The organism is Paraburkholderia sediminicola, assembly GCF_046026675.1.
In the GTDB taxonomy this organism is placed as follows: domain Bacteria; phylum Pseudomonadota; class Gammaproteobacteria; order Burkholderiales; family Burkholderiaceae; genus Paraburkholderia; species Paraburkholderia sediminicola_F.
Window position 1 is genome coordinate 1271193 of sequence record NZ_JAQQEY010000002.1, and the last position, 20683, is coordinate 1291875.

Consider the following 20683-nt stretch of genomic DNA (forward strand, 5'->3'; position numbering starts at 1 on the left):
GATGGCATGATTGAGTTGTCAGATTTCAGATTCGAGACGCTCTGTGACGATGGCGAGTTCGTGCTATCCCGGATCAACAGGCGCGACGGCGCCCAGACATGGCTAACGGTCACCTTGGCGGCCCTGCAGCCCGCGGCCAACAGCCAGGCGCGTCTTGAACATGCTTATGAGTTGCGCAGCCAGCTCGACGGCCGCTTCCTCACCCAGCCGCATGCGCTGATCGAGTACCGTGGGAGTGCCGCGCTGGTACTCGAAGACCCGGGGGGTGTCCCGCTTTCCGCGATACCGATGGGTTCGTTAGCACTCGACCGCTTCCTCGTGATGGCCGGAAGTCTCGCGGCGGCGCTCGGCGCGCTGCATGCTCGCGGTCTTGTCCACAAGGACATCAGGCCCGCAAACATTCTCGTCAACGCTGAAACGGGGAGCGTGGCGCTGACCGGCTTCGGCGTCGCCTCACGCGCTTCCGGCGAGGCGCCGGCGAGCGCGCTGTCTGACGTCACAGCGAGGGCGCTCGCCTACCTCGCGCCTGAGCAGACCGGTCGCATGAATCGTCCGGTCGATTCGCGCGCAGACCTCTATTCGCTGGGTATCACGTTCTACGAAATGCTGACTGGTGAGTTTCCCTATCGCGCGAACTCGCCCAGCGAATGGATTCACTGCCATATCGCCAGACCGCCGATTCCAGTAAACGAACGCGCGAGCGATGTGCCGTCCCCGCTCGCCGCGATTGTCATGCGCCTGCTCGCGAAAACCGCCGAGGACCGGTATCAAACCGCAGAAGGCCTTGAAAGCGATCTGCGCCGCTGTCTCGATGCGTGGGAGCAAACGGGACGTATCGACGCATTTCCGCTCGGCGCACAGGATGCCCCTGAGCGCTTGCTCATTCCGGAGCGGTTGTATGGACGCGAAGCGCAGACATCCGCATTGAATGCTGCGTTTGACCGTGTGGTGCAGCAAGGCAAGGCCGAACTCGTGCTGGTATCGGGCTATTCCGGTATCGGCAAATCGTCGCTAGTGCATGAACTGAAAAAAAAGCTCGGGCCCTCTCATGGGCACTTCGCCGCCGGCAAATTCGAGCAGTACAAGCTCGACATTCCCTATACGACGCTCGGGCAGGCGTTTCAAAGCCTGGCGCGGCAAATACTCGACAGGGGGCAGGCAGAAGTCGCGTATTGGCGCGAGCGGCTAAGCGAAGCAGTCGGTTCGAACGGACAATTGATCGTCAACCTGATTCCGGAAGTGGAAAAAATCATCGGTCCGCAGCCGGCAGTGCCGGAACTCCCGGCGCAGGATGCACAGATTCGATTTCACGGGGTATTCGGACGTTTTATCGGCGCCTTGACGCACGCCGATCATCCGCTCGTGCTCTTTCTGGACGATCTCCAATGGCTCGACGCTGGCACGATCTGCCTGCTCGAGAGTCTTCTTGCTACGCCGAAGCCGCAGAGTCTCCTGCTCGTCGGCGCCTATCGCGACAACGAAGTGGGCCCCGCGCACCCACTCAGCCGTGCACTGGCTGCGATCCGCAAGTTGGGCGTGCCGGTTCACGATATCGTGCTGACGCCGCTGCAAGTAGGCGATGTGGCGCGCCTGATCGGCGAAGCACTGCACGCCGGGACGGCTGAAGTGCTTGGCCTTGCGCAATTCATGTTGGAGAAGACGGGCGGCAACCCCTTTTTCACGGTGCAGTTTCTCAAGACGCTTGCCGACGAGCATCACCTGGTGTTCGATCCGGTGCGGCGCAGATGGGGATGGGACGTCGCGCGCCTTCGCGAGGCGCGCTTCCCGGATAGCGTCGTCGACCTGATGGTCGGCAAGATCGGACGTGTGCCGGATATTACGCAGGCCGCGCTCAAACAATTTGCGTGTTTCGGCAACAGTGCGACGACCGCGATGCTCACGCGTGTCGGGGGTACATCCGACACAGCCGTGCACCGCGCACTCGCCGAGGCGGTGGAAGCCGGCCTCGTGTTTCGGCGTGAGTACGGCTACGCATTTCTTCACGACCGCGTGCAGGAAGCGGCCTACGCGCTGATTCCCGCCGGTGAGCGCGCGGCCGCCCATCTGGGCATCGGTCGCATGTTCGCGACTAGCGCGACGGCGGCGGATCTCGAACAGAATATCTTCGAGATCGTCAACCAGTACAACCGCGCGGCCGAACTCATCGACGACCCGGCGGAGCGCGAACGGGTCGTGGAATTCAATCTGATTGCCGGGCGGCGTGCGAAGACATCGTCTGCCTACGCGTCGGCGGCGGCTTACCTGTCGGCGGGTAGCGCGATGCTCGGCGCCGAGGCTTGGGTTACCCGCTATTCACTCAAGTTCGCACTGGAAAGCAGCCTTGCGGAGTGCGAGTTTCTGACCGGCGACACGGACTCGGCCAAAGAGCGGCTATCGAACCTGTCGAGGCGTGCCGTTACGCTGGCTGACCGCGCTGCCGTGACGTGGCTGCGAGTGACCCTGTTCACCGCGCTCGATCAAAGCGACCGGGCAGTGGAAATCTGCCTGGACTATCTGCGCGATGTCGGGATTGACTGGGACCCGCACCCCACCCGCGAGCAGGCGCGCAGCGAATACGACCGGCTTCTGCTGCAAATCGGCGAGTCGCCGATCGAATCGCTGATCGATCTGCCGCTGCTCACCGATACCGACCGGCGCGCGACCCTGGACGTGCTCACAGCGGTCTTGCCGCCGGCGTTCTTCAGCGATGAAAACCTGGTCTGTCTCGTGTTGTCCCGTATGGCGAATCTGAGTCTCGAGCATGGCAACTGCGATGCATCGTCGATCGGCTATGCCTACCTCGGCATGGTGGCCGGTCCGGTGTTCGGTGATTACGAGGCAGGGTTCCGCTTTGGCCAGCTTGGCTTGGGCCTTGTCGACGAACGCGGTCTGCAACGCTTCAAGCCCCGCGTGTATATGTGCTTTGCCTATCACGTGATGCCGTGGACCAGGCATATTCGCGCGGGACTTCCGCTATTGCGGCGTGCGTTCGATGCCGCGAGTGAGAGCGGGGACCTCACGTACACCGGCTTCAGCAGTTGCTGCCTGGTGACCAGCCTACTGGCTGCGGGCGATCCGCTCCCCGACGTCGAGCGCGAAGCCCAGCAGCGCCTGGGTGTGGTGCAAGCCGCGAAATTTGGGCTGATTGTCGATATCATCGGCGCGCAGTTGCAACTGATTCGAACCTTGCGCGGCCTGACCACCACGTTTGGGTCCTTCAATGACGAAGCGTTCGACGAAGCGGCATTTGAGCAACATCTCGAAGCCGATCCGTGCCTGGCGATTGCCACATGCTGGTACTGGATTCGCAAACTGCAAGGGCGCTATTTCGCCGGGGACATAGCGCAGGCGCTGGCGGCCGCGACGAAGGCGGCCCCCTTGTTGTGGACTTCATCCGGGCACTTCGAGCTTGCCGAGTACCATTTCTACGCCGCACTCGCACGAGCGCGCCGGCACGACGATGTAACGCCCGAGGAGCAGGCGGAGCAATTCCGCGAACTCGTCGAGCATCACGCCAGACTCGCGACCTGGGCCGAACACTGTCCGAGTAATTTCGCCAGCCGCGCAGCATTGGTCGCCGGCGAGATTGCGCGCATCAAGGGGAGCGAATTCGAGGCGATGCGTGAATACGAAAGCGCAATCCGTCTCGCGCGTGAGCACGAGTCCTCGCTGATCGAAGCGCTTGCGCACGAAATTGCCGGAACGTTCTATGTGGCGCGTGGATTCACGACTATCGCGTTCGTCTATCTCGGCAATGCGCGGCTTTCCTACCTTCGGTGGGGTGCGCTGGCCAAGGTTCAGTCGCTTGACCGGCGTTATCCGAATCTGGTCCGTGAACTGGTGAACGACGCACCAACGCGGAGCTTTGTCGCGCAACAACTTGATGTCGAGACGGTCGTCAAGGCGTCGCAGGCCATTTCGGGTGAGATTGCGTTCGAAAAGCTGATTCATACGCTGATGACCATCGTGCTGGAGCACGCCGGCGCGGGACGGGCGCTGCTCGTTTTGCCGCGTGCGGAGACATTGTGGATCGAAGCGGAAGCGCTGGCGGGTCGCGACGGCGTGGATGTGCATCTTCAAAGCGAAGTCGTGACACCGCGCCATTTGCCTGCATCGATTCTGCATCACAGCATTCGCACCCAGGAACGGGTGCTGCTCGACGACGCATCGCTGCCCAATCCGTTTTCGGCGGACGAATACCTGCGCTCAAGCCGTTCTCGCGCCGTTCTGTGTCTTCCGCTCATGAAGCAGGCGAAACTGATCGGTGTGCTGTATCTGGAGAACGATCTCGCACCGGGCGTGTTCACACCGCCACGCATTGCCGTGCTCGACCTTCTGGCGTCGCAGGCCGCGATTTCTCTCGAAAACGCGTCGCTGGAAGAGAAAGAAGCGCTGCTCGAAGAGAAGGAGGCGTTGCTGCAGGAAGTCCACCATCGAGTGAAGAACAATTTGCAACTGATCAGCAGCCTGCTCAATCTGCAGGCGTCGCGCGTAACCGACAGGTCGGTCGCCGAACTCTTCGCCGATAGCCGCAACCGCGTGCGGTCGATGGCGCTGGTGCACGAGAACCTGTATCGAGCGGGCAACTTCGCGCGCATTGTGATGGCGACGCACGTGAAGAACCTGTGCGGCCATCTTGCGCGCGCCTACGATATGCGTCAGATGGCAGTGGAATTGCAGATCGAGGTTGACGATGTGCAACTGGACATGAACCGGGCGGTATCCTGCGGCCTGATTATCAACGAACTGGTTTCCAACGCCTTGAAACATGCGTTTCCGGATGGGCGTAGCGGCTGCGTGCGCGTTGAACTCGGCTTGGTCGGCGAAGGGCGGTGCAGGCTGGCTGTTGCCGATGACGGCGTTGGCATCGCGCCGGAATTCTCGCTGGACGAAGCCGACTCGCTTGGGTTGCAGCTGGTTCACGATCTCACGCATCAACTGCACGGAACGCTGGAACTGAGCCGCATGGGCGGCACGACATGCAGCATTCTTTTCAACGCAAACGGACGTGGATAAGCGCAAATGAAGACGCCCGCACGCATTCTTGTAGTCGAAGACGATCGGGTGGTCGCCAGAGATATCGCGCAACAGATGAGCCGCGCGGGCCACACGGTGGTCGGCATCACCGCTCGCGGCGAAGACGCGCTGCCGCTCGCGGCCGACACCGCGCCGGATCTGATTCTGATGGACGTGCGGCTGGAAGGTGAACTCGACGGCATCGATACCGCACGGCTGCTGCGTGAGAATTTCAACCTGCCGGTCGTTTTCCTGACCGCTTATGCCGACGAGGAAACCGTCCGGCGCGCAACCGTTACCGAACCGTTCGGCTATGTTCTCAAGCCGTTTGACGATATGCAGTTGCGCACGGTCGTCGAAATGGCGCTCTATAAGCACGGCGCGGAACGCCGTCTGCGCGAAAGCGAACAACGGTATGCGGTGACGCTGTCGAGTATTGGCGACGCCGTGATTGCGACCGGCCGCGACTCGCGCATCAACTTTATCAACCCGGTCGCGGAAATGCTGACGGGCTGGGCACGCGACGAGGCGATGGGGCGCCCGCTGGCGGATGTGTTTCGCGTGATCAACGAAACGACTCGCGCGCCCGCGGAAGATCCTGTGACGGCCGTGCTGAGCGCCGGCACGCTTGTCGGACTTGCAAATCACACAATACTGCTCGCGCGCGACGGGTGGGAGATCGCGATCGACGACAGCGGGTCGCCGATCGTCGACGACCGTGGTGAAATCCTTGGCGTGGTGCTGGTGTTTCGCGACGTCACACAACGGCGTCGCGCCGAAGAGGCCGAAATACTGCGCGAGACGAATGCCCGCCTTGAAATGGCGATGCACGGATCCAACGTCGGCGTGTGGGAAATCGATATGCCGGACGGCGACTACCGTCACGGCCACGCGCGTTTCTCGAACATCTGGGAATGGCTTGGCTACACGCGCCCGCCGACCTTACTCGACTACGATGCCTATATGATGGTGCTGCATCCCGACGACCGTGCGCGGACCGAGGCGGCGATGGTCAGGTACCTCAAACGGGACGTCGATGTGTTCGAAGTGGAGAACCGCCTGTGCCATCGCGACGGCGGCGTCCGCTGGGTCCTCGTGCGCGGTATGGCGCGGTGGGATGCCGGCGGAAAACCGATTCGCTTCGTCGGCAGTCTGGTGGACATCACGGAGCTGAAACTCACGGAGCAGGCGCTTCGGTCGAGTGAGGCACGCTTTCGAGGCACCTTTGAAAATGCAGCAGTCGGCATCGCGCACTGCGATCTCGATGGACAGTTTCTGCGCTTGAATCAACGTTCGTGCGATATCGTGGGCTATCAGCGTGAGAGTCTGTTGCTCATGCGCTTTCAGGACATCATCGATCCGGATTTTCTGGCCGCGAGCGAGGAAAAGTATCGCCTGCTGACCGAGGGTAAGCTCTCGCACTACTCGGAGGAGACGCCTCTGGTCAAACTCGACGGATCCCGTGTCTGGGTGAGTGTGTCTGTGGCGCTTCAGTGCGATACGAATGGCCGGGCGCTTCACACCATTGCCATCCTCCAGGATATTTCGGCACGCAAGGCGCTCGAGGACACAGTGCGTGTCGCAAAGGACGCCGCCGAATCGGCGAATCGCGCCAAAGACCAGTTTCTCGCCAACATCAGCCACGAATTGCGCACGCCGTTGAACGGCATCCTGGGTTATGCCCAGATTTTGCGGCGCGACGCGGCCATGACCGAGCGGCAACTGTCGAGTCTGGGGGTGATCGAACAGAGCGGCGAGCATCTGCTCATGCTGATCAACGACATTCTTGACTTTGCTCGAATCGAAGCGGGCAAGCTCGAACTGAGCGTGACAGACGTACCACTTGGCCCATTCTTACGTGTCATCGCCGAGATGGTGAGCGTGCGCGCCGATCAGAAGAAGCTTGTCCTGAACCACGAGGCGCCGGCGAATTTGTCGACGGTCATTCGTGTTGACGAAAAACGCCTTCGGCAGGTGCTGTTAAATCTTCTCGCCAACGCGGTCAAGTTCACGGACCAGGGTGAAGTCACGCTTGTCGTTCGAATGATTTCGGATGGAAGGCTGCGCTTCGAAGTGCGGGATACAGGCGTCGGCGTGAGTCCAGACAGGCTCGAAACCATCTTTCAGCCTTTCGAGCAGGCCGGCGATCTCACACGGCGCACAGGCGGCGTTGGCCTCGGACTCGCGATCAGCCGTCAGTTGGTGTGCATGATGGGGGGCGAAATCCATGTTACGAGCCGCGTCGGTCATGGGAGCACGTTCTGGTTCGAGCTCGATGCACCTGTGTCCTATGCGGAGGTGGCGGATTTTGGCCCAACCCTTCAGCTCGCGGGTGAGGAAGGCGAAGCGCGTCACGTGCTTGTGATTGACGAATCCATCGTCCCACCGCGCAATGAAATGGCCACGCTGCATCGGTTTGCGCTGCTTGGCTCGATGCGCGCCATCGTCCATCACGCCGACTATCTTATCGGGCTCGACGTCCGTTACGAGGCCTTCGCAACGCAATTGCGCCGTCTCGCGGCGGCTTTTGAATCGCAGGCCCTGCTATCCCTGATCGAACAACATTTGGGTCGAGACTCGTGAGCACAATGGAACCATTCGACACGGGCGCGCCCATTGTTCTGGTTGTCGACGACACGCCAGCCAATCTTGGGCTGGTGGTCGAATGCCTCGAAGGCAATCATTTGCGGGTGGCGGTTGCGCGTGACGGGGCGGAGGCGTTGCGCCGGGCGGAGCTTGTGCAACCTGACCTGATCCTGCTCGATGTCATGATGCCCGGACTCGACGGTTTTGAAACGTGCCGGACATTGAAGGCGATGGAGAAGACCCGGGATATTCCGGTCATCTTCATGACTTCGTTGACGCGAACAGAAGACAAGATCACGGGTTTTCGCGCCGGTGCGGTGGATTACATCACCAAGCCGCTGCAGATGGAGGAAGTCGCCGCTCGCGTCAATACGCACCTGAAACTACGTGCGCTGCAAAAACTGCAGGAAGAGCAAAACATCCAGTTGCAAAAGGAAGTGAAGACGCGCAAACAGGCCGAGGAGGCGCTGATTGAAGTCATCAATGGCGTGCGCAATGTGTCGAATGCGATCGCTCACGATTTGCGCACACCGCTCACCGAATTGCGCTCCCGGCTTGAGGTGCTGACGATCACGTTGAGACGGCAACGCAATGACCAGTGCTTGCCGGATCTGGAGGTCGCGTTGACCGATGTCGATCGCGTAATCAGCATCTTCAATGCGCTGCTGCGTCTCGCCGAAATTGACGCAGGCGTGCGCCGCTCGGGGTTCATGCCAAACGACCTGGAAACGATCGTGTCGGATGCGGTCGAGTTTTATCAGCCCGTGGCGGAGTTGCGCCGCGTTACGCTCTCGCTGCAGGTTTCGGGTGACCTCATGGCAAATTCCGATCCGCTTCTACTTGCCCAGGCGATCGGCAATCTGATCGACAACGCATTGAAGTTCGCGCGCGACGGAGGTGAAATCAGTGTCGTCGCGACACGTCACGATGACATGATTGCGATCTCGGTTGCCGACGACGGCCCAGGTATTCCGGACGCGGAAAAGTCCAAAGTGACTGAGCGGTTCTATCGTGGCGACGCGAGTCGCGGAACGCCGGGTGTAGGCCTCGGGCTCGCGCTCGTGAAAGCGGTGGCGACACTCCATCGCGGCTCGCTCGACTTTGCCGACAATAGACCGGGACTTATCGCTACGCTGAACCTGAGCTGTCGGCTTTGAGGAACGCAGCCTTCACCGCGCTGCACGCTTGCATGAGCGCGGTGCTGGTGGGCAGTGTGTCGGCAAGACCCTCGAGCGCGACAAAATCATGGATCGTGCCGAGATAGCGGGTTGCACTGACCTCAACCCCTGCTTGCATGAGCTTGCGTGCATAGGCCTCACCGTCGTCCCGTACTACATCGTTCTCAGCCGTGATTAGCAATGCGGGAGGGAGGCCTTCAAGATCGGCGGTGGAAGCGTTGAGCGGCATCGCCGTGGTTTCGGTCAGGCACTCGTCTGGAAACTGCGTGTGAATGAACGATTCCACCGCGTGGGCGGTCAATCCGGGGCCATCGGCGTAACGGAAGTAGGACGGGGAAGTCCGGTTGGCCGACAGAATCGGATAGAACAGTACCTGAAGGGCAATCCGCGGGCCGCGCCGAAATTTGGCCAGGAGTGTCATCGCGGCCGCCATATTGCCGCCCGCGCCGTCACCGGCAACCGCGATTGAACGGCCGTCTATCCCAAGAGCATGAGCGTGCTCGACGACGTACGTCAACGCCGCGTAGGCCTCTTCGTTCTGCATCGGGTAGCGCGCCTCGGGTGCCCGCGTGTAGTCGACGAAGACGACTGCAGCGCCGGCTTCTGCCGCAAGCCTGCGTATCAGGTGGTCGTGGGTGTTGCGATCGCCCATGCTCCATCCGCCGCCGTGAAAATACATGACGACGGGCAGCGGAGTCCGGGCGCCGAGCGGGCGCACAATTCGAATCTCGATCGAGCCGGTTGGCCCCGTGGGCAGCGTCAGATCTTCTGTCTGGACAGGCAGGCGATCAGGCCGCGTCGTCTCCTGGGCGGACCCGCCTGAAGCAGACTGACAATGCAATAGAAGATCGTCGGGATGCATGCCCGCTTCTGCGACCAGGTCGAGAAACTGTTGTGTCTCGATGTCCAGGACCGGGTGTGCCGATGACGGCGTCACCAGACTCAACTGGGAGCGCCGGGATTCGCCAGTGGAGATGGGTTGATTCATGAGAGCAGGTTCCGATGAGAGAGGCCGTTATGGATCGCTCGCGATCGGCGCCGTGCCCTGCGCGAACAGGGCGGCCGATCCTGAAATGCGAACATCCTTCAGCACTGATTCTCATCGAGACGGGCCTCGGCGCGTCAGTTAAGCTTTGCTAAGAACCGTTAGCGTCCGCGCCAGCAAGGCTTGCCCGATGTTCAAGCAGGCGGTCACGGCACCACGCCGGCTCGTCGAGACGGCCGTGCGCAATCAGCGCCTCGATGCAAGCCTGGGACCCGGCGCTGGCGAAAAGCTCCAGTTGCATGATGGTGGCGCCCCGGGGCATGACTGGCCGTCCTTCAATCAGGGCCTCGAAGCCTTCTGCCCATTTATCCCAGTACGACAGCCCGCGCTGGCGGGTCCGCTCGCGCAATTTGCCGGTAAGCTCGCGCACCGTGGCCCAATCGTTTTCCCATATTGCGACTGGGATCGATCCGATGGCGAGGCCATAACAAATCGATAGATCGTGGTCGATTGCCAATGCCTGCGCGGCGCACTCGTGGGCGAGCGCCATGGCGCGATCGGTCGATCCCTGAAGCCAGAGTATGCGCATCAGGAGCGACATCGAGGCGATCTGACCGTCGACCTGCGCATGGTTCGCGTGATTCGCGCGAATCGGATCTTCATCGCGAGCGATGACGTCCTCGATCAGAGACCGTGCTTCAGCCTGATTTCCCAGAAAATGCTGCGACAGCGCCTTCATGTGATCGGCAGTCTGTATGGCAGACAAATCTGCGGTTCGGGATGCAAGGTCGCTGAAGTTTCGGGCCAACTGCAAGCTTTCCGAATAGCTTCCTGCGAGGATGCGCTGCGCCCAGATTCCCCACAGCGTTCGTAACGCCATGCCTTCGTTGTTGAGGCGCCCGGCCGCGTCGTAAGCCTGTTCGAAAGCTCGCGCCATGTCCGGCGTCGGTCCACGGGTGTGCCACAGGGCATGGCCGTATGCCGCAAGCAGTTCGATATGCTGGGGGGTGCCGGCGAGATCCGAGCTCTCCACAGTGGCGATCGCGTGCTCGGCGAGCCCGAGAAACTCATGGGGCAACGATAGGTGAAACCATAGCGGCGCAGTGACGATCACCAGCGTGATGGCGATGGTCGGGTCGCCTTCCTCGCGGGATGCCCAGTCGAACGCGGCCCGGATATCGTCGATTCGCCGGCTATGGATGGCGAGCCATTCGCGAGGGGCTTTACCTTCCCAGGCCGCCGCCGGATCTGCAAATATCTCGCAGCAATGCATCGCATGACGCCGCCGCACGTCGTTGATCTCGTTCGCCTCCGCGAGGCGCAAATGGGCATAGTGGCGGGTCGTGTCCAGCAGCCGGTAGGGTAACGGCGAACCGCTGATGTCACATGAAATGAGCGATTTGGAGATCAGACCTGTTGTGGCGTCGAATACGGCAAGTTCGTCGAGCTCCCTGCAGCTTGCGACCGCGGCGGCGTCGCTCATGTCGAAGGGGCCACGCATCACGGAAAGGCGCCGCAGGACTTGCTGTTCCTTCGGCTGGAGCAGCTCGTAGCTCCAGTCCAATGTTGCGCGTAGCGTTTGCTGTCGCGGCAGGGCGGTGCGGCGGCCCTGTGTCAGCAGTGCAAAGCGGTCGTCCAGACGCGCGGAAATAGCATGCACGTCCATCAAGCCGACACGCGCCGCGGCGAATTCGATCGCCAGTGGAATGCCGTCCAGTCTGCGGCAGATATCGCAAACCGCAGTGACGTTGGATTCAGTCAAGGCAAATGAATCGTTCGCGGCTTTGGCCCGGTCGGCGAAGAGTGCGACAGCAGCATATTCACGTGCCTCGTTCGTTCCGAGGGTCGTGCCCGATGCCGGAGACGGTAGCGCGGCGAGCCGGTGCACCGACTCGCCGTCTGCTCGCAGCGGCTCTCTGCTTGTCACGAGCAGGTGTATACCAGGCACAGCCTGGAGCAGCTTTTCAGCAAGTTCGGCGACCGCCTCGATCAGGTGTTCACAGTTATCCAGTACCAGAAGGACTGGCGTGTCGCCAAGCATCCCGATCAAATCCGGAATGGGGTCGCCGGAGGAAACCGCGACGCCAACGGCGGAAGCCACCGTACTTGCCGCGCTGGACGTCTCCGATACCGGGGCGAAGTTGACGAAGAGGGCGCGTGTGCCCGTCTGCCCGGAAAATCGGTGGGCGATGGCTAATGCGACCGTAGTCTTGCCCATGCCGCCCGGCCCGGTGATGGTCAGAAAGCGGCGCTCGGGCAACTGATCGGTGAGCCCAGCTATGACGTCCTCGCGACCAATGACGCGCGCCAGCGTGACCGGCAATGCGCGTGCACCGCTGTTGTGGAGCGGCGGCGCAGGGGAGTGGGCAACGGACCTGCTAACCGGCACCGCAAACCGGTATCCCCGGCCTGTCTCGTTGACGATGTAGCGAATGCCCTCATGACCGTCGCCCAGTGCTTTGCGAACCGCTGACAGGTGTACCCGGAGGGCGCCTTCGTCGACGACGTTGTCCGCCCACACGCGCTCGCACAGTTCCCTGGTCGATACCAGCACGCCGGCGTTTTCGACCAGCACGACGAGAATATCCAGGGCTCGGCTGCCGAGCCGGATAGCTTCACCGTCTTTTGTCAGATTGCGCTGCGGGAAATGCAAGGTGAAGGGGCCAAACGTCATGGCGTATGGGGTGACCATCAAACCACCTTTACTTGTATCGTCACTCACGGCGGGTGCGGTGGATCGCAAAGCTTCCATGGCGCTCGATATTGGGAAAAATATCGTATGTTCGCCTGGCCTCGTTCTGGCGCCCACTTAAAAGATCTGAAAGCGAATCAGGACACACTCCTCCCGGTTCTGCGCATAGCAACTCTTAACACCACGTAACTGGCTTTGCACGCGCCGTCAGCCCAACATTCAGTCCATGCATTCTGTCTTTTGACGCGGAGAAAATCATGGAACGTCTGAAAGCGCTGGAGATATTCAAGGCCGTCGCGGATCACGGAAGCTTCACGAAGGCGGCCGACGTGACCAACGTGGGCGTTCCCGCCGTTAGCCGGGCGGTGCAGGACCTCGAAGCGCTGCTTGGGATTCAACTGTTTCACCGTACCACCCGCAAGGTCACGCTGACCCCGGTCGGACATACGGTGCTTGAACACGCAGCAGGAGTGCTGGATTGCTACGACGGCCTCGCGCGAGTCAGCCAGGATATTGCACTCGAAGTGTCAGGCGATATTCGTTTTGAGGTACCGGTCCTGTTCGGCATGGGTCGTCTCGCGCCCATTCTGGCGAACTTCATGCGTGAATATCCCAAGGTGCGGGTCGACACACGCTTTGTCGACAACTCCGGTGAAACTTTGGGAGATCTCGCCGATCTTTCCATTGTCGTCGGCAGGTCGGTGCCTTCCTCGTGGGTCGCGCGGCCGCTCGGGGCGACGCGATTTGGCATCTACGCGAGCCCCGATTTTATTAGCAGTGTCGGCATGCCGAAACATCCGTCCGAGGTGCACTCGACGCATTGCATGGCGGTTGTGGTGGGGCCGCGTGACGCATCCTGGCAGCTTATCCATTGCGCCACAGGCGAACAGTCGGCAATCAGTGCTCAGAGCCCATTTCGCACCAATTGCCCCAGCGCACTGGTTTCCGCCGCGGTTGATGGTGCGGGGGTGGCGATTTTGCCCGAGCATATTGGAAGCATCCCTGAATCGCGAGGCGAACTCGTGCGCATCCTGAGTGACTGGCGAGCACCCTCGTTCGATACGCAGTTGCTGTATCGAGTGCGACGTAATCAGCCGTTGCGTGTACGCAAACTGGTTGATCGCCTCGTTAGCGGCTTTAGCGAGAGCGCCATACCCCAAGTGGAATCGTTGGCGGCGCACAGTCTTTCGTCATTCGCTCAGTTCAGGCACAGCGGGGCGGATGCACGAGACTCGCTGATGGCAGCGTGACTGGGGAGTCCATCGTCATGAAACTGAGTTCTATTTCATCGCTCACGTTCTGGTTCTGGTCGCTCGTGCACTATTGCTGCCGCTTTGATACCGACACGGGCGCCATGGCGCTTTGTGCGCTGCTTGCCTCGCGACTGATCCGAATTGGTGCAAATCGCGTGACATCGGTGCTTAGCCGGGGCTGAGGATCCGCCGCGCGCAAGGCTAGCCAGACTGTTATACATTCGTATGGTTTCCTGTCGGAGTCTTGTGAACTATCCTTGTATGATTCAATGCGCCCGATTAGAAATCCGCGTGTTTGTAGATCATTTTTTGAAAACCGGGGTTGCTGCGTGGACGCCACTCAGATTGTTTGTATCGTCGACGACGACGAGTCCGTCCGGATGGCCACGGCGAGCCTGGTTCGGTCGTTCGGATGGCAAACGCGCATATTCGCCTCGGCGGAAGCGTTTCTGCAATCCGGTGACCTCGGTAAAACGTCGTGTCTGATCTCTGACGTGCGAATGCCCGGCATCTCGGGGATCGAGATGCACGAACAACTGCTGAAGCTCGGGTACGCGCCGCCAACCCTGTTTATCTCGGCATTCCCTCCGGTCGCGCTTCACGCGAAAATCCAGAAGGACGGTGTGATGGCGTTTCTCCCCAAACCCGTGGACGCTGCCGCCATGGCGCATTGGCTCAATTTGGCGTTGGGATCGCCCTGAGCATGATTGAGTCATGATTGCGCCGTGGATGTCTCAGCGAAGGCCACAACGGCCCACTCAGCACGACTCGTTCACGTTGGTCGGCGGAAGGCTGAATTGGAAGACCGCACCCTGGCTCGCATGGTTGGATGCCCAAACTCGCCCCCCGTGGGCTTCAATGATTGACCGGCAGATCGACAGTCCCATTCCCATGCCGTTTGGCTTCGTGGTGAAAAACGGTTTGAATAGCCGATTGGCGGTTTCGGGCTTGATCCCGCTGCCGGCGTCATGCACCGCGACCACGGCGTAACCTTGCTCGTCCCGCAGCGTCTCGATCAGTAATTCACGTGGCCTGCCACTCAGGGCGTCCATTGCCTGAATGCCGTTTATCACCAGATTGAGAATCACTTGCTGAAGCTCGATCCGATCGGCGAATAGGGGCGGCAACTCGGGGCTGAGTTTGAGGCGCAGCGAAACCCGGTGGCTCAGGAGCTCGTGCTGGACCAGGGACACAGCGTCGCTGATCACGTCGTTGAGATCCAGATGCACCTTCTGTGAGACACCCTTTCGGGTGAGCTGGCGGACGCGCCGGACGATTTCGGCCGCGCGCTTGCCGTCGACGATCATACGTTCCACGCAGGCTTGTACTTCCTCCGGAGACGGGATCGGGTGGCCAAGCCATCGCAGACAGGCCTCTCCTTCGTCACGATAGCCGCGAGCGGCTGGGTGACTTCGTGGGCAATCGATGCGCTGAGTTCCCCAAGGGCAGTTAAACGCGTCACATGAGCGAGTTCCGCCTGCACTTCACGCAATTGCCGCTCCGCGAGCCTGGCCGCGGTAACGTCCATGATCGCGCCGACAAACCGCCGTATGGCGTGATCATCCCGTACCGCATGTGCCACGACGTGAAGGTGCTTGATCGAGCCGCCAGGCATCAACAATCGATGTTCGTAGTCGAAATCTTGCCCGGTCTGTGCTGCCTGATCGATCATCTGCCTGACGAACGCAACGTCGTCTGGATGCGTGCGCGCGAGTGCCATTTCGATCGTAGGCGTGGTTTCGCCGTCGTACTCGAAGATCCTGAAGCTTTGATCGGACCAGAAGATTTCTCCACGAGAGACGTTCCAGCCAAAACTGCCGGAGAGGCTCAGTGTATGTGCTTCCGCCAGGTACTGTGCCTGGTTTCGGCGTAGCGCCTCTTCGGCACGTTTGTGCTCCGTCATGTCGATATTGGTTTCGAGTATCGCGAGCGGCCGCCCGCTTTCGCTCTGCTGCAACGACCAGCGGCTTCCCACAATGACGTTCACGCCGTCCCGCTTCGTGTGGACGAGTTCGCCCTCCCACGACCCGGTGCGCAATAACGTCTCGTTAATCTCATCAAGGGGAGTGGGGAAACGGGTTTGCAGGAGATCGTGAGAAGTTTTGCCAAGCGCCTCGCGCTTTTTCCACCCATAGAGTTCCTCGGCGCCTCGATTCCAGTAGGTGATCACGTCGCTCATATCGCGAACAAAAACTGTGTCGTGAGCAAGGTCGAGAAGCCGGGCTTGCTCGCGCTGCGCATTCCCGAGCCGGCGTATATGCCTGACCAGTGTAGTGATCGCTAGCGACGTGATCAGAAAAGCCGCCAGCGCAAGAAGATCCCGTGCGTAGGTAATTTGAAAGCTAAAGAGTGGTTCTGCAAAGAAATAGTTAAGATAACTTAAGGCGAAAATGGAGAAGACGATAGAGGAAATCAAGCTGTCCATGAGAGACAGCAACACGATCACAATCAGGAAGACAAACCCTGTTGCGCTCAAGTCAAGCCCAAGCCGGAAGCACAGCCAGGTCGCGCCGCTCAGGGCAATGCAGCCTGAGAGCCAAAGCACCATGAGATAGCGCGGCCGGGCGAGCCGGTCGATCATCATGTCTGATCGTGCGGCGAGACCGGCGGGACGATGTTGCTTTCGAATTTCACGATCTGCAGGTTCCCGGGGTAAGGTCATGGACGTATGGAGGCTCAGCCCCCCATTGTGCACGGGATGTCCTGAGCGTAAATTAATTGTCCTTAAATCACGCAGTGGGCTGAGCGGTGCAACGCTGCGCGAAATCAGCAGGGCGGAATCGTCCGCCCCGCATACAACCTTTTAAAGCTGGCTAGCGGGAAAGCCGACGCTTAGTTCATGGTCGGATAGTCGGTATAGCCCGTCACATCCCCGCCGAAGAAACTGGCGCTGTCGGCGGCATTCAACGGGTGTCCGTCGCGCAGACGGGCCGGCAGGTCCGGATTCGCGATGAAGGGCCGTCCAAATGCAATGATGTCGGCCCGGCCGTTGGCGATCGCCTTTTCGGCCGTATCACGGTCATAGCCGCCGGCGATCATCAGTACGCCTTTGAATTCGTGTCGCAGCAGTTTGATGATGGCGTCCCACCGCGGGTCGAAGTTCTCGTCCTTCACCGTACCCACCATCGCCGGTTCGACGAGATGCAAATAAGCGAGACCGTAGTCGTTGAGTTTTTTGACGATATAGCCGAACGTCGCCTCAGGTGTTTGGTCGCCCATTCCCATGAAACGTCCCATCGGGGTGAGGCGAACACCGACGTTTTGCGGACCCACTTCGTCGCTGACGGCGGCGACGACTTCAAGCAGCAACCGCGCGCGATTTTCGATGCTGCCGCCATAGCTATCGAGGCGGTGGTTGCTGTTGCTGTTGATGAACTGGTCCAGCAGATAGCCGTTCCCGGCATGAATTTCAACGCCGTCCATGCCGGCCGCGATCGCATTGCCTGCGGCACGCCGGTAGTCGGCGACGATTTCTCGAATGCCTTCAACGCTCAGTTCCTGCGGTACCGGTACGTCACCCCACACGCCGTTGCCCGCCTCGTCGAGAATGAACGTCTTGCCGGGCACCGGCATGGCGGTAGGGGCAACAGGCAGGCTGCCATTCGGCTGGAACACGGGATGCGAGACGCGGCCGACGTGCCACAACTGGAGAAACATGTGGCCGCCTTCTTCGTGAACAGCCTTGCTAACAGCACGCCAGCCTTCAATCTGCTGTTCCGTGTGAATACCCGGCGTCCATGCATAACCCTGGCCTTGCTGTGAGATCTGTGTCGCTTCGCTCACGATCAATGCCGCGCCGGCGCGTTGCCGATAGTATTCGACGTTCAGGTCTGTCGGCACGTTTCCCGGTTGGCCGGCGCGCGAGCGCGTAAGCGGGGCCATCGCAACGCGGTGATCGAGGGAGAGGCGGCCCAGCTTGATAGGGTTAAACAGGTGCTTTGTCATGGTGTATCTCCGTCAAAGATGTGAGGCGCGCCTTGCAGCGCCGCCATGTGCATTTCAAGGCATGGCCAGGTGCAGCACGCCTTACCTGATCCTTCCGCAACGCGCCTATCAGACGTGGTGTTCGTCGTTGACGGTCATGCAGCGGTGCTGCATGTCTGTGCGGCTGGTTGATGTGTGTAAGGTTAGGCGAGACGGGGCCTGGGCGGAATCCCAACGGCGCGCTACACAGCATTGCGTGGTGAGCAAAGATCGAGGAAGGTGTAGCGGGTGTAGCGGGTGTAGCGGGTGTAGCCGGCGTTTGCCGGTATTGACCGAACACCCGTTGCCAATGATTGACGTGAGAGCGGGTCCAGCGATCAGCACGCCGCGAGAGCGGTTACTGAGGGCCGCCCGTCAGTTCGGACACGAAATCGATAAACGCATTGACTCTTCGCGATCCTCGCTGATTCGGCAGATACAGAGCGCTCACGACAGCCCGTGCGTCGTTCGGTCCCGTCTCGAACTCGGCGAACAGCCGGGTGAGGGCACCTGACTGAACGTCCGACCCCACCAGCCAGTCGGGAAGCAACGCGATGCCCATGCCGTCCAATGCTGCTTCGCGCAATACTTCGGAATTGTTCGCCTTGAGTCTGCCCGTCACCGGCACGCGGCTTTCTTCCTTGTCACGCGAAAACGTCCAGACTTGAGGTTCTGTCGTATAGGTGAACCGAAGGCATTCATGGCGTATCAATTCGTCAGGAGATGCGGGATAGCCTGCCCGATCGAGATATTCGCTACTCGCAACCAGATAACGGGCGAAGATGCCGACGCGCTTGCTGACGACGTCGGCCATGGCAGCGACCTCGCCAAGGCGAATAGCGACGTCTATTCGCTCGCTGACCAGATCGACAAAGGCATCGCTAAGTTTGACGTCCAACTCCAGCTTGGGATATTTTTTCAGGAACACGGCGAGGGCAGGTGCGATCCGTCGGGATCCGAATGCGACGGGCACGGACACGCGTAGTGGGCCCGACGGTTCGCCGCTTCTGTCCGACACCGATGCGTCGGCATCGGCCAGATCTTCGAGCAGCTTTTTCGCTTTGGCGTAGTAGGAGGTTCCCGCTTCGGATAAGGTCACCTGGCGGGTGGTCCGATGCAGGAGTACCGCGCCCAGCTCCTTCTCAAGCGAATCGACCGAGCGCATGACCGAGGATGTGGCCAGATCGAGGCGCCGTGCCGCACTCGAAAAACCGCCTGCCTCAGCGACTTCCACGAACGCTCGAAGCGACAATAGCTTGTCCATACTCTTGGCCCATACAGTTTAGTGGTTTGCGGCGGGCTCATTAACCTCTAAGGCCTACTGCCGGCTGCTCCGATATCCAACCGCGGATTCGCTTCGCATCGCACAGTACGGTCGCTATTCTGCCCTGGTTGTTAAGCGGCTGCATTTGCGTCGCGCGTGTCGCATTGGCCGTGATCGGTCATCTTTTAATTATCTATTGAATAATTAAAGTCTAATCGACGCCTCGAGAAGACCTCGGGAGCACCTCGGGCAAACCCCGATGCGTCATGCATTGTAACTTATCACTCGAACATTTATATTCTGACTCATTGATCACGGCGTCGTTCTCTTGCGGACCCGCAAGCAACGTTCGCGGACGGCCTCCGCGCGTCCAGGTTGGATTATTTTTATGTCGGAGTCCTATGCGGAGACGTAGAAATTGCCCCACCTGGTGATGCATGGAAACAGGCGGGGTATCGGGATTTATTCAATCTAGTTCGACTACATCGAGAGAGGATCTTTCAGTGAAAAAGATAGGGGCTTCATTTGTGTTGTTGATGATGTCTGTTTCCGCGGCCCACGCGCAAAGCAGCATTACGCTGTACGGGGTTGTCGATCCGGACATTGTTTTTGTGAACAATGCACAGACAGGCCGTTCGGGCGGCCAATTAACGGGGAAGCAGCAATACTCCATGATGGACGCAACGACATCGTCGTACTTTGGCAGCCGCTTCGGCCTGAAGGGTGTCGAGGATCTGGGTGGGGGTATGACCGCGCTGTTTACGCTTGAGAACGGCTTTAATGCGGCGAATGGCGCGTTGGGCCAAGGGGGGCTGTTGTTTGGCAGGCAGGCGTTTGTCGGCTTGTCATCTGCCGCGGGGCGTATCACGCTCGGCCGCCAGTATTCGTCGCTCTGGGATTTCGTGTCCCCCCTCGCGGTGATCACCCAGTGGGCCGGCTATCTCGGGTCCCATCCAGACGATCTCGACAACATCGGCGGTACGAATCGGCAGAACAACTCGCTCAAATACACCTCCCCCACGTGGAACGGCATTACCGCCAACGCGCTGTATTCTGCCGGTGGGGTCGCCGGTAGTTTCTCGGAGAATCAGATCTGGTCCGTGGGGATGGGTTATACCGGAGGTCCTGTGCGTCTGGGCATCGCGTTTGTGGACGCGTTTGATCCCAATACCTCGATATATGGATCGACGCCAACAGCGGGTAGTGCCGCCACGAACAATTTTGGATCGTTCGGTTCGGCGACAAGCGCACAACGAAACCCAATCATCGCGGGTTATGCGTCGGCGCACCGGGAGCAGATCTTCGGCATGGGCGGCTCATACACCGCTGGTCCGGCGACGCTGGGCCTCGTTTACACCAACACGCGGTTCGCCGGCTTGGGTTCGTCTTCGGGACCGAATCCGCTGTCGTACTCAGGTAGTTCCACCTTCAATACGGTTGAAGCGAACCTGCAATATCAGGTCACGGTACCCGTATCATTAGGACTAGCGTATTCGTTCACCAAAGACGATGGTCCCAATGATCAGAGTGCTCGTTATCAGCAGGTGACTGCCGGCGTCCACTACTTTTTCTCCAAACGCACAGACGTGTATATGGTCGCCGCCTATCAGCGTGCCTCTGGAACGAACTCGCTAGGGCAAAGCGCGGTTGCGTCGATCGCGGGGATGACACCGTCATCGAGAAACCAGCAGGTTGTGGATACGATAGGATTGGCCCACCGTTTCTAGGCCCCGACCTCCAGCAGCG

General features: G+C 60.1%; 13 protein-coding genes. 7 read left to right on the forward strand and 6 right to left on the reverse strand.

Translation table 11 applies throughout. The annotated features are described in order from the left end of the window. Positions 1-6: 6 nt before the first annotated feature. The 3 genes from PQQ86_RS25560 to PQQ86_RS25570 are packed head-to-tail and all read left to right on the forward strand — an operon-like array spanning position 7 to position 8759. Positions 7-5016, forward strand: coding sequence for an AAA family ATPase (locus PQQ86_RS25560; protein WP_408273244.1), 5010 nt, complete (start codon positions 7-9; stop codon positions 5014-5016). A gap of 6 nt (positions 5017-5022) precedes the next feature. Next, positions 5023-7599: a hybrid sensor histidine kinase/response regulator gene (locus PQQ86_RS25565; protein ID WP_408273247.1), complete on the forward strand. Its 2577-nt coding sequence runs from the start codon at positions 5023-5025 to the stop codon at positions 7597-7599. A gap of 5 nt (positions 7600-7604) precedes the next feature. Beyond that, a complete protein-coding gene (locus PQQ86_RS25570) occupies positions 7605-8759 on the forward strand; it encodes a hybrid sensor histidine kinase/response regulator (protein ID WP_408273250.1) in 1155 nt (384 codons plus the stop codon). On the opposite strand, the gene PQQ86_RS25575 is transcribed toward PQQ86_RS25570, so the two are convergent. Next, the gene (locus PQQ86_RS25575; protein WP_408233488.1) at positions 8731-9768 is read right to left on the reverse strand and encodes an alpha/beta hydrolase fold domain-containing protein; all 1038 of its coding nucleotides are present in this window, start codon (positions 9766-9768) and stop codon (positions 8731-8733) included. The genes PQQ86_RS25570 and PQQ86_RS25575 overlap by 29 nt on opposite strands. A 148-nt stretch (positions 9769-9916) precedes the next feature. Next, on the reverse strand, positions 9917-12457 hold the full coding sequence (locus tag PQQ86_RS25580) for an ATP-binding protein (protein ID WP_408273252.1): 2541 nt from the start codon (positions 12455-12457) through the stop codon (positions 9917-9919). Positions 12458-12714: 257 nt separating this feature from the next. Between PQQ86_RS25580 and PQQ86_RS25585 the strand changes: the two genes are divergently transcribed. The 3 genes from PQQ86_RS25585 to PQQ86_RS25595 all read left to right on the forward strand — a co-directional run bounded on the left by PQQ86_RS25585 (position 12715) and on the right by PQQ86_RS25595 (position 14411). After that, on the forward strand, positions 12715-13707 hold the full coding sequence (locus PQQ86_RS25585) for a LysR family transcriptional regulator (protein ID WP_408273255.1): 993 nt from the start codon (positions 12715-12717) through the stop codon (positions 13705-13707). Positions 13708-13724: 17 nt separating this feature from the next. Continuing rightward, a complete protein-coding gene (locus PQQ86_RS25590; RefSeq protein ID WP_408233480.1) occupies positions 13725-13892 on the forward strand; it encodes a hypothetical protein in 168 nt (55 codons plus the stop codon). Positions 13893-14039: 147 nt separating this feature from the next. Continuing rightward, the gene (locus PQQ86_RS25595) at positions 14040-14411 is read left to right on the forward strand and encodes a response regulator transcription factor (RefSeq protein WP_408233477.1); all 372 of its coding nucleotides are present in this window, start codon (positions 14040-14042) and stop codon (positions 14409-14411) included. 57 nt (positions 14412-14468) lie between these two features. Here the strand turns inward: PQQ86_RS25595 and PQQ86_RS25600 are convergent, their stop codons facing one another. The 4 genes from PQQ86_RS25600 to PQQ86_RS25615 form a co-directional block, all read right to left on the reverse strand. Further along, positions 14469-15017, reverse strand: coding sequence for a sensor histidine kinase (locus tag PQQ86_RS25600; protein ID WP_408279358.1), 549 nt, complete (start codon positions 15015-15017; stop codon positions 14469-14471). After that, positions 15014-16294, reverse strand: a complete 1281-nt coding sequence (locus PQQ86_RS25605) for a PAS domain S-box protein (protein WP_408273260.1) — start codon at positions 16292-16294, stop codon at positions 15014-15016. The genes PQQ86_RS25600 and PQQ86_RS25605 overlap by 4 nt, the downstream gene beginning before the upstream one ends. A 248-nt stretch (positions 16295-16542) precedes the next feature. Further along, positions 16543-17655 (reverse strand): alkene reductase, encoded by a 1113-nt coding sequence (locus PQQ86_RS25610; protein WP_408273262.1) that lies wholly within the window; start codon positions 17653-17655, stop codon positions 16543-16545. A 376-nt stretch (positions 17656-18031) separates the two neighbouring features. After that, positions 18032-18937 (reverse strand): LysR family transcriptional regulator, encoded by a 906-nt coding sequence (locus PQQ86_RS25615; protein ID WP_408273264.1) that lies wholly within the window; start codon positions 18935-18937, stop codon positions 18032-18034. Positions 18938-19440: 503 nt separating this feature from the next. Between PQQ86_RS25615 and PQQ86_RS25620 the strand changes: the two genes are divergently transcribed. Then, a complete protein-coding gene (locus PQQ86_RS25620) occupies positions 19441-20664 on the forward strand; it encodes a porin (RefSeq protein WP_408273266.1) in 1224 nt (407 codons plus the stop codon). Positions 20665-20683 lie beyond the last annotated feature (19 nt).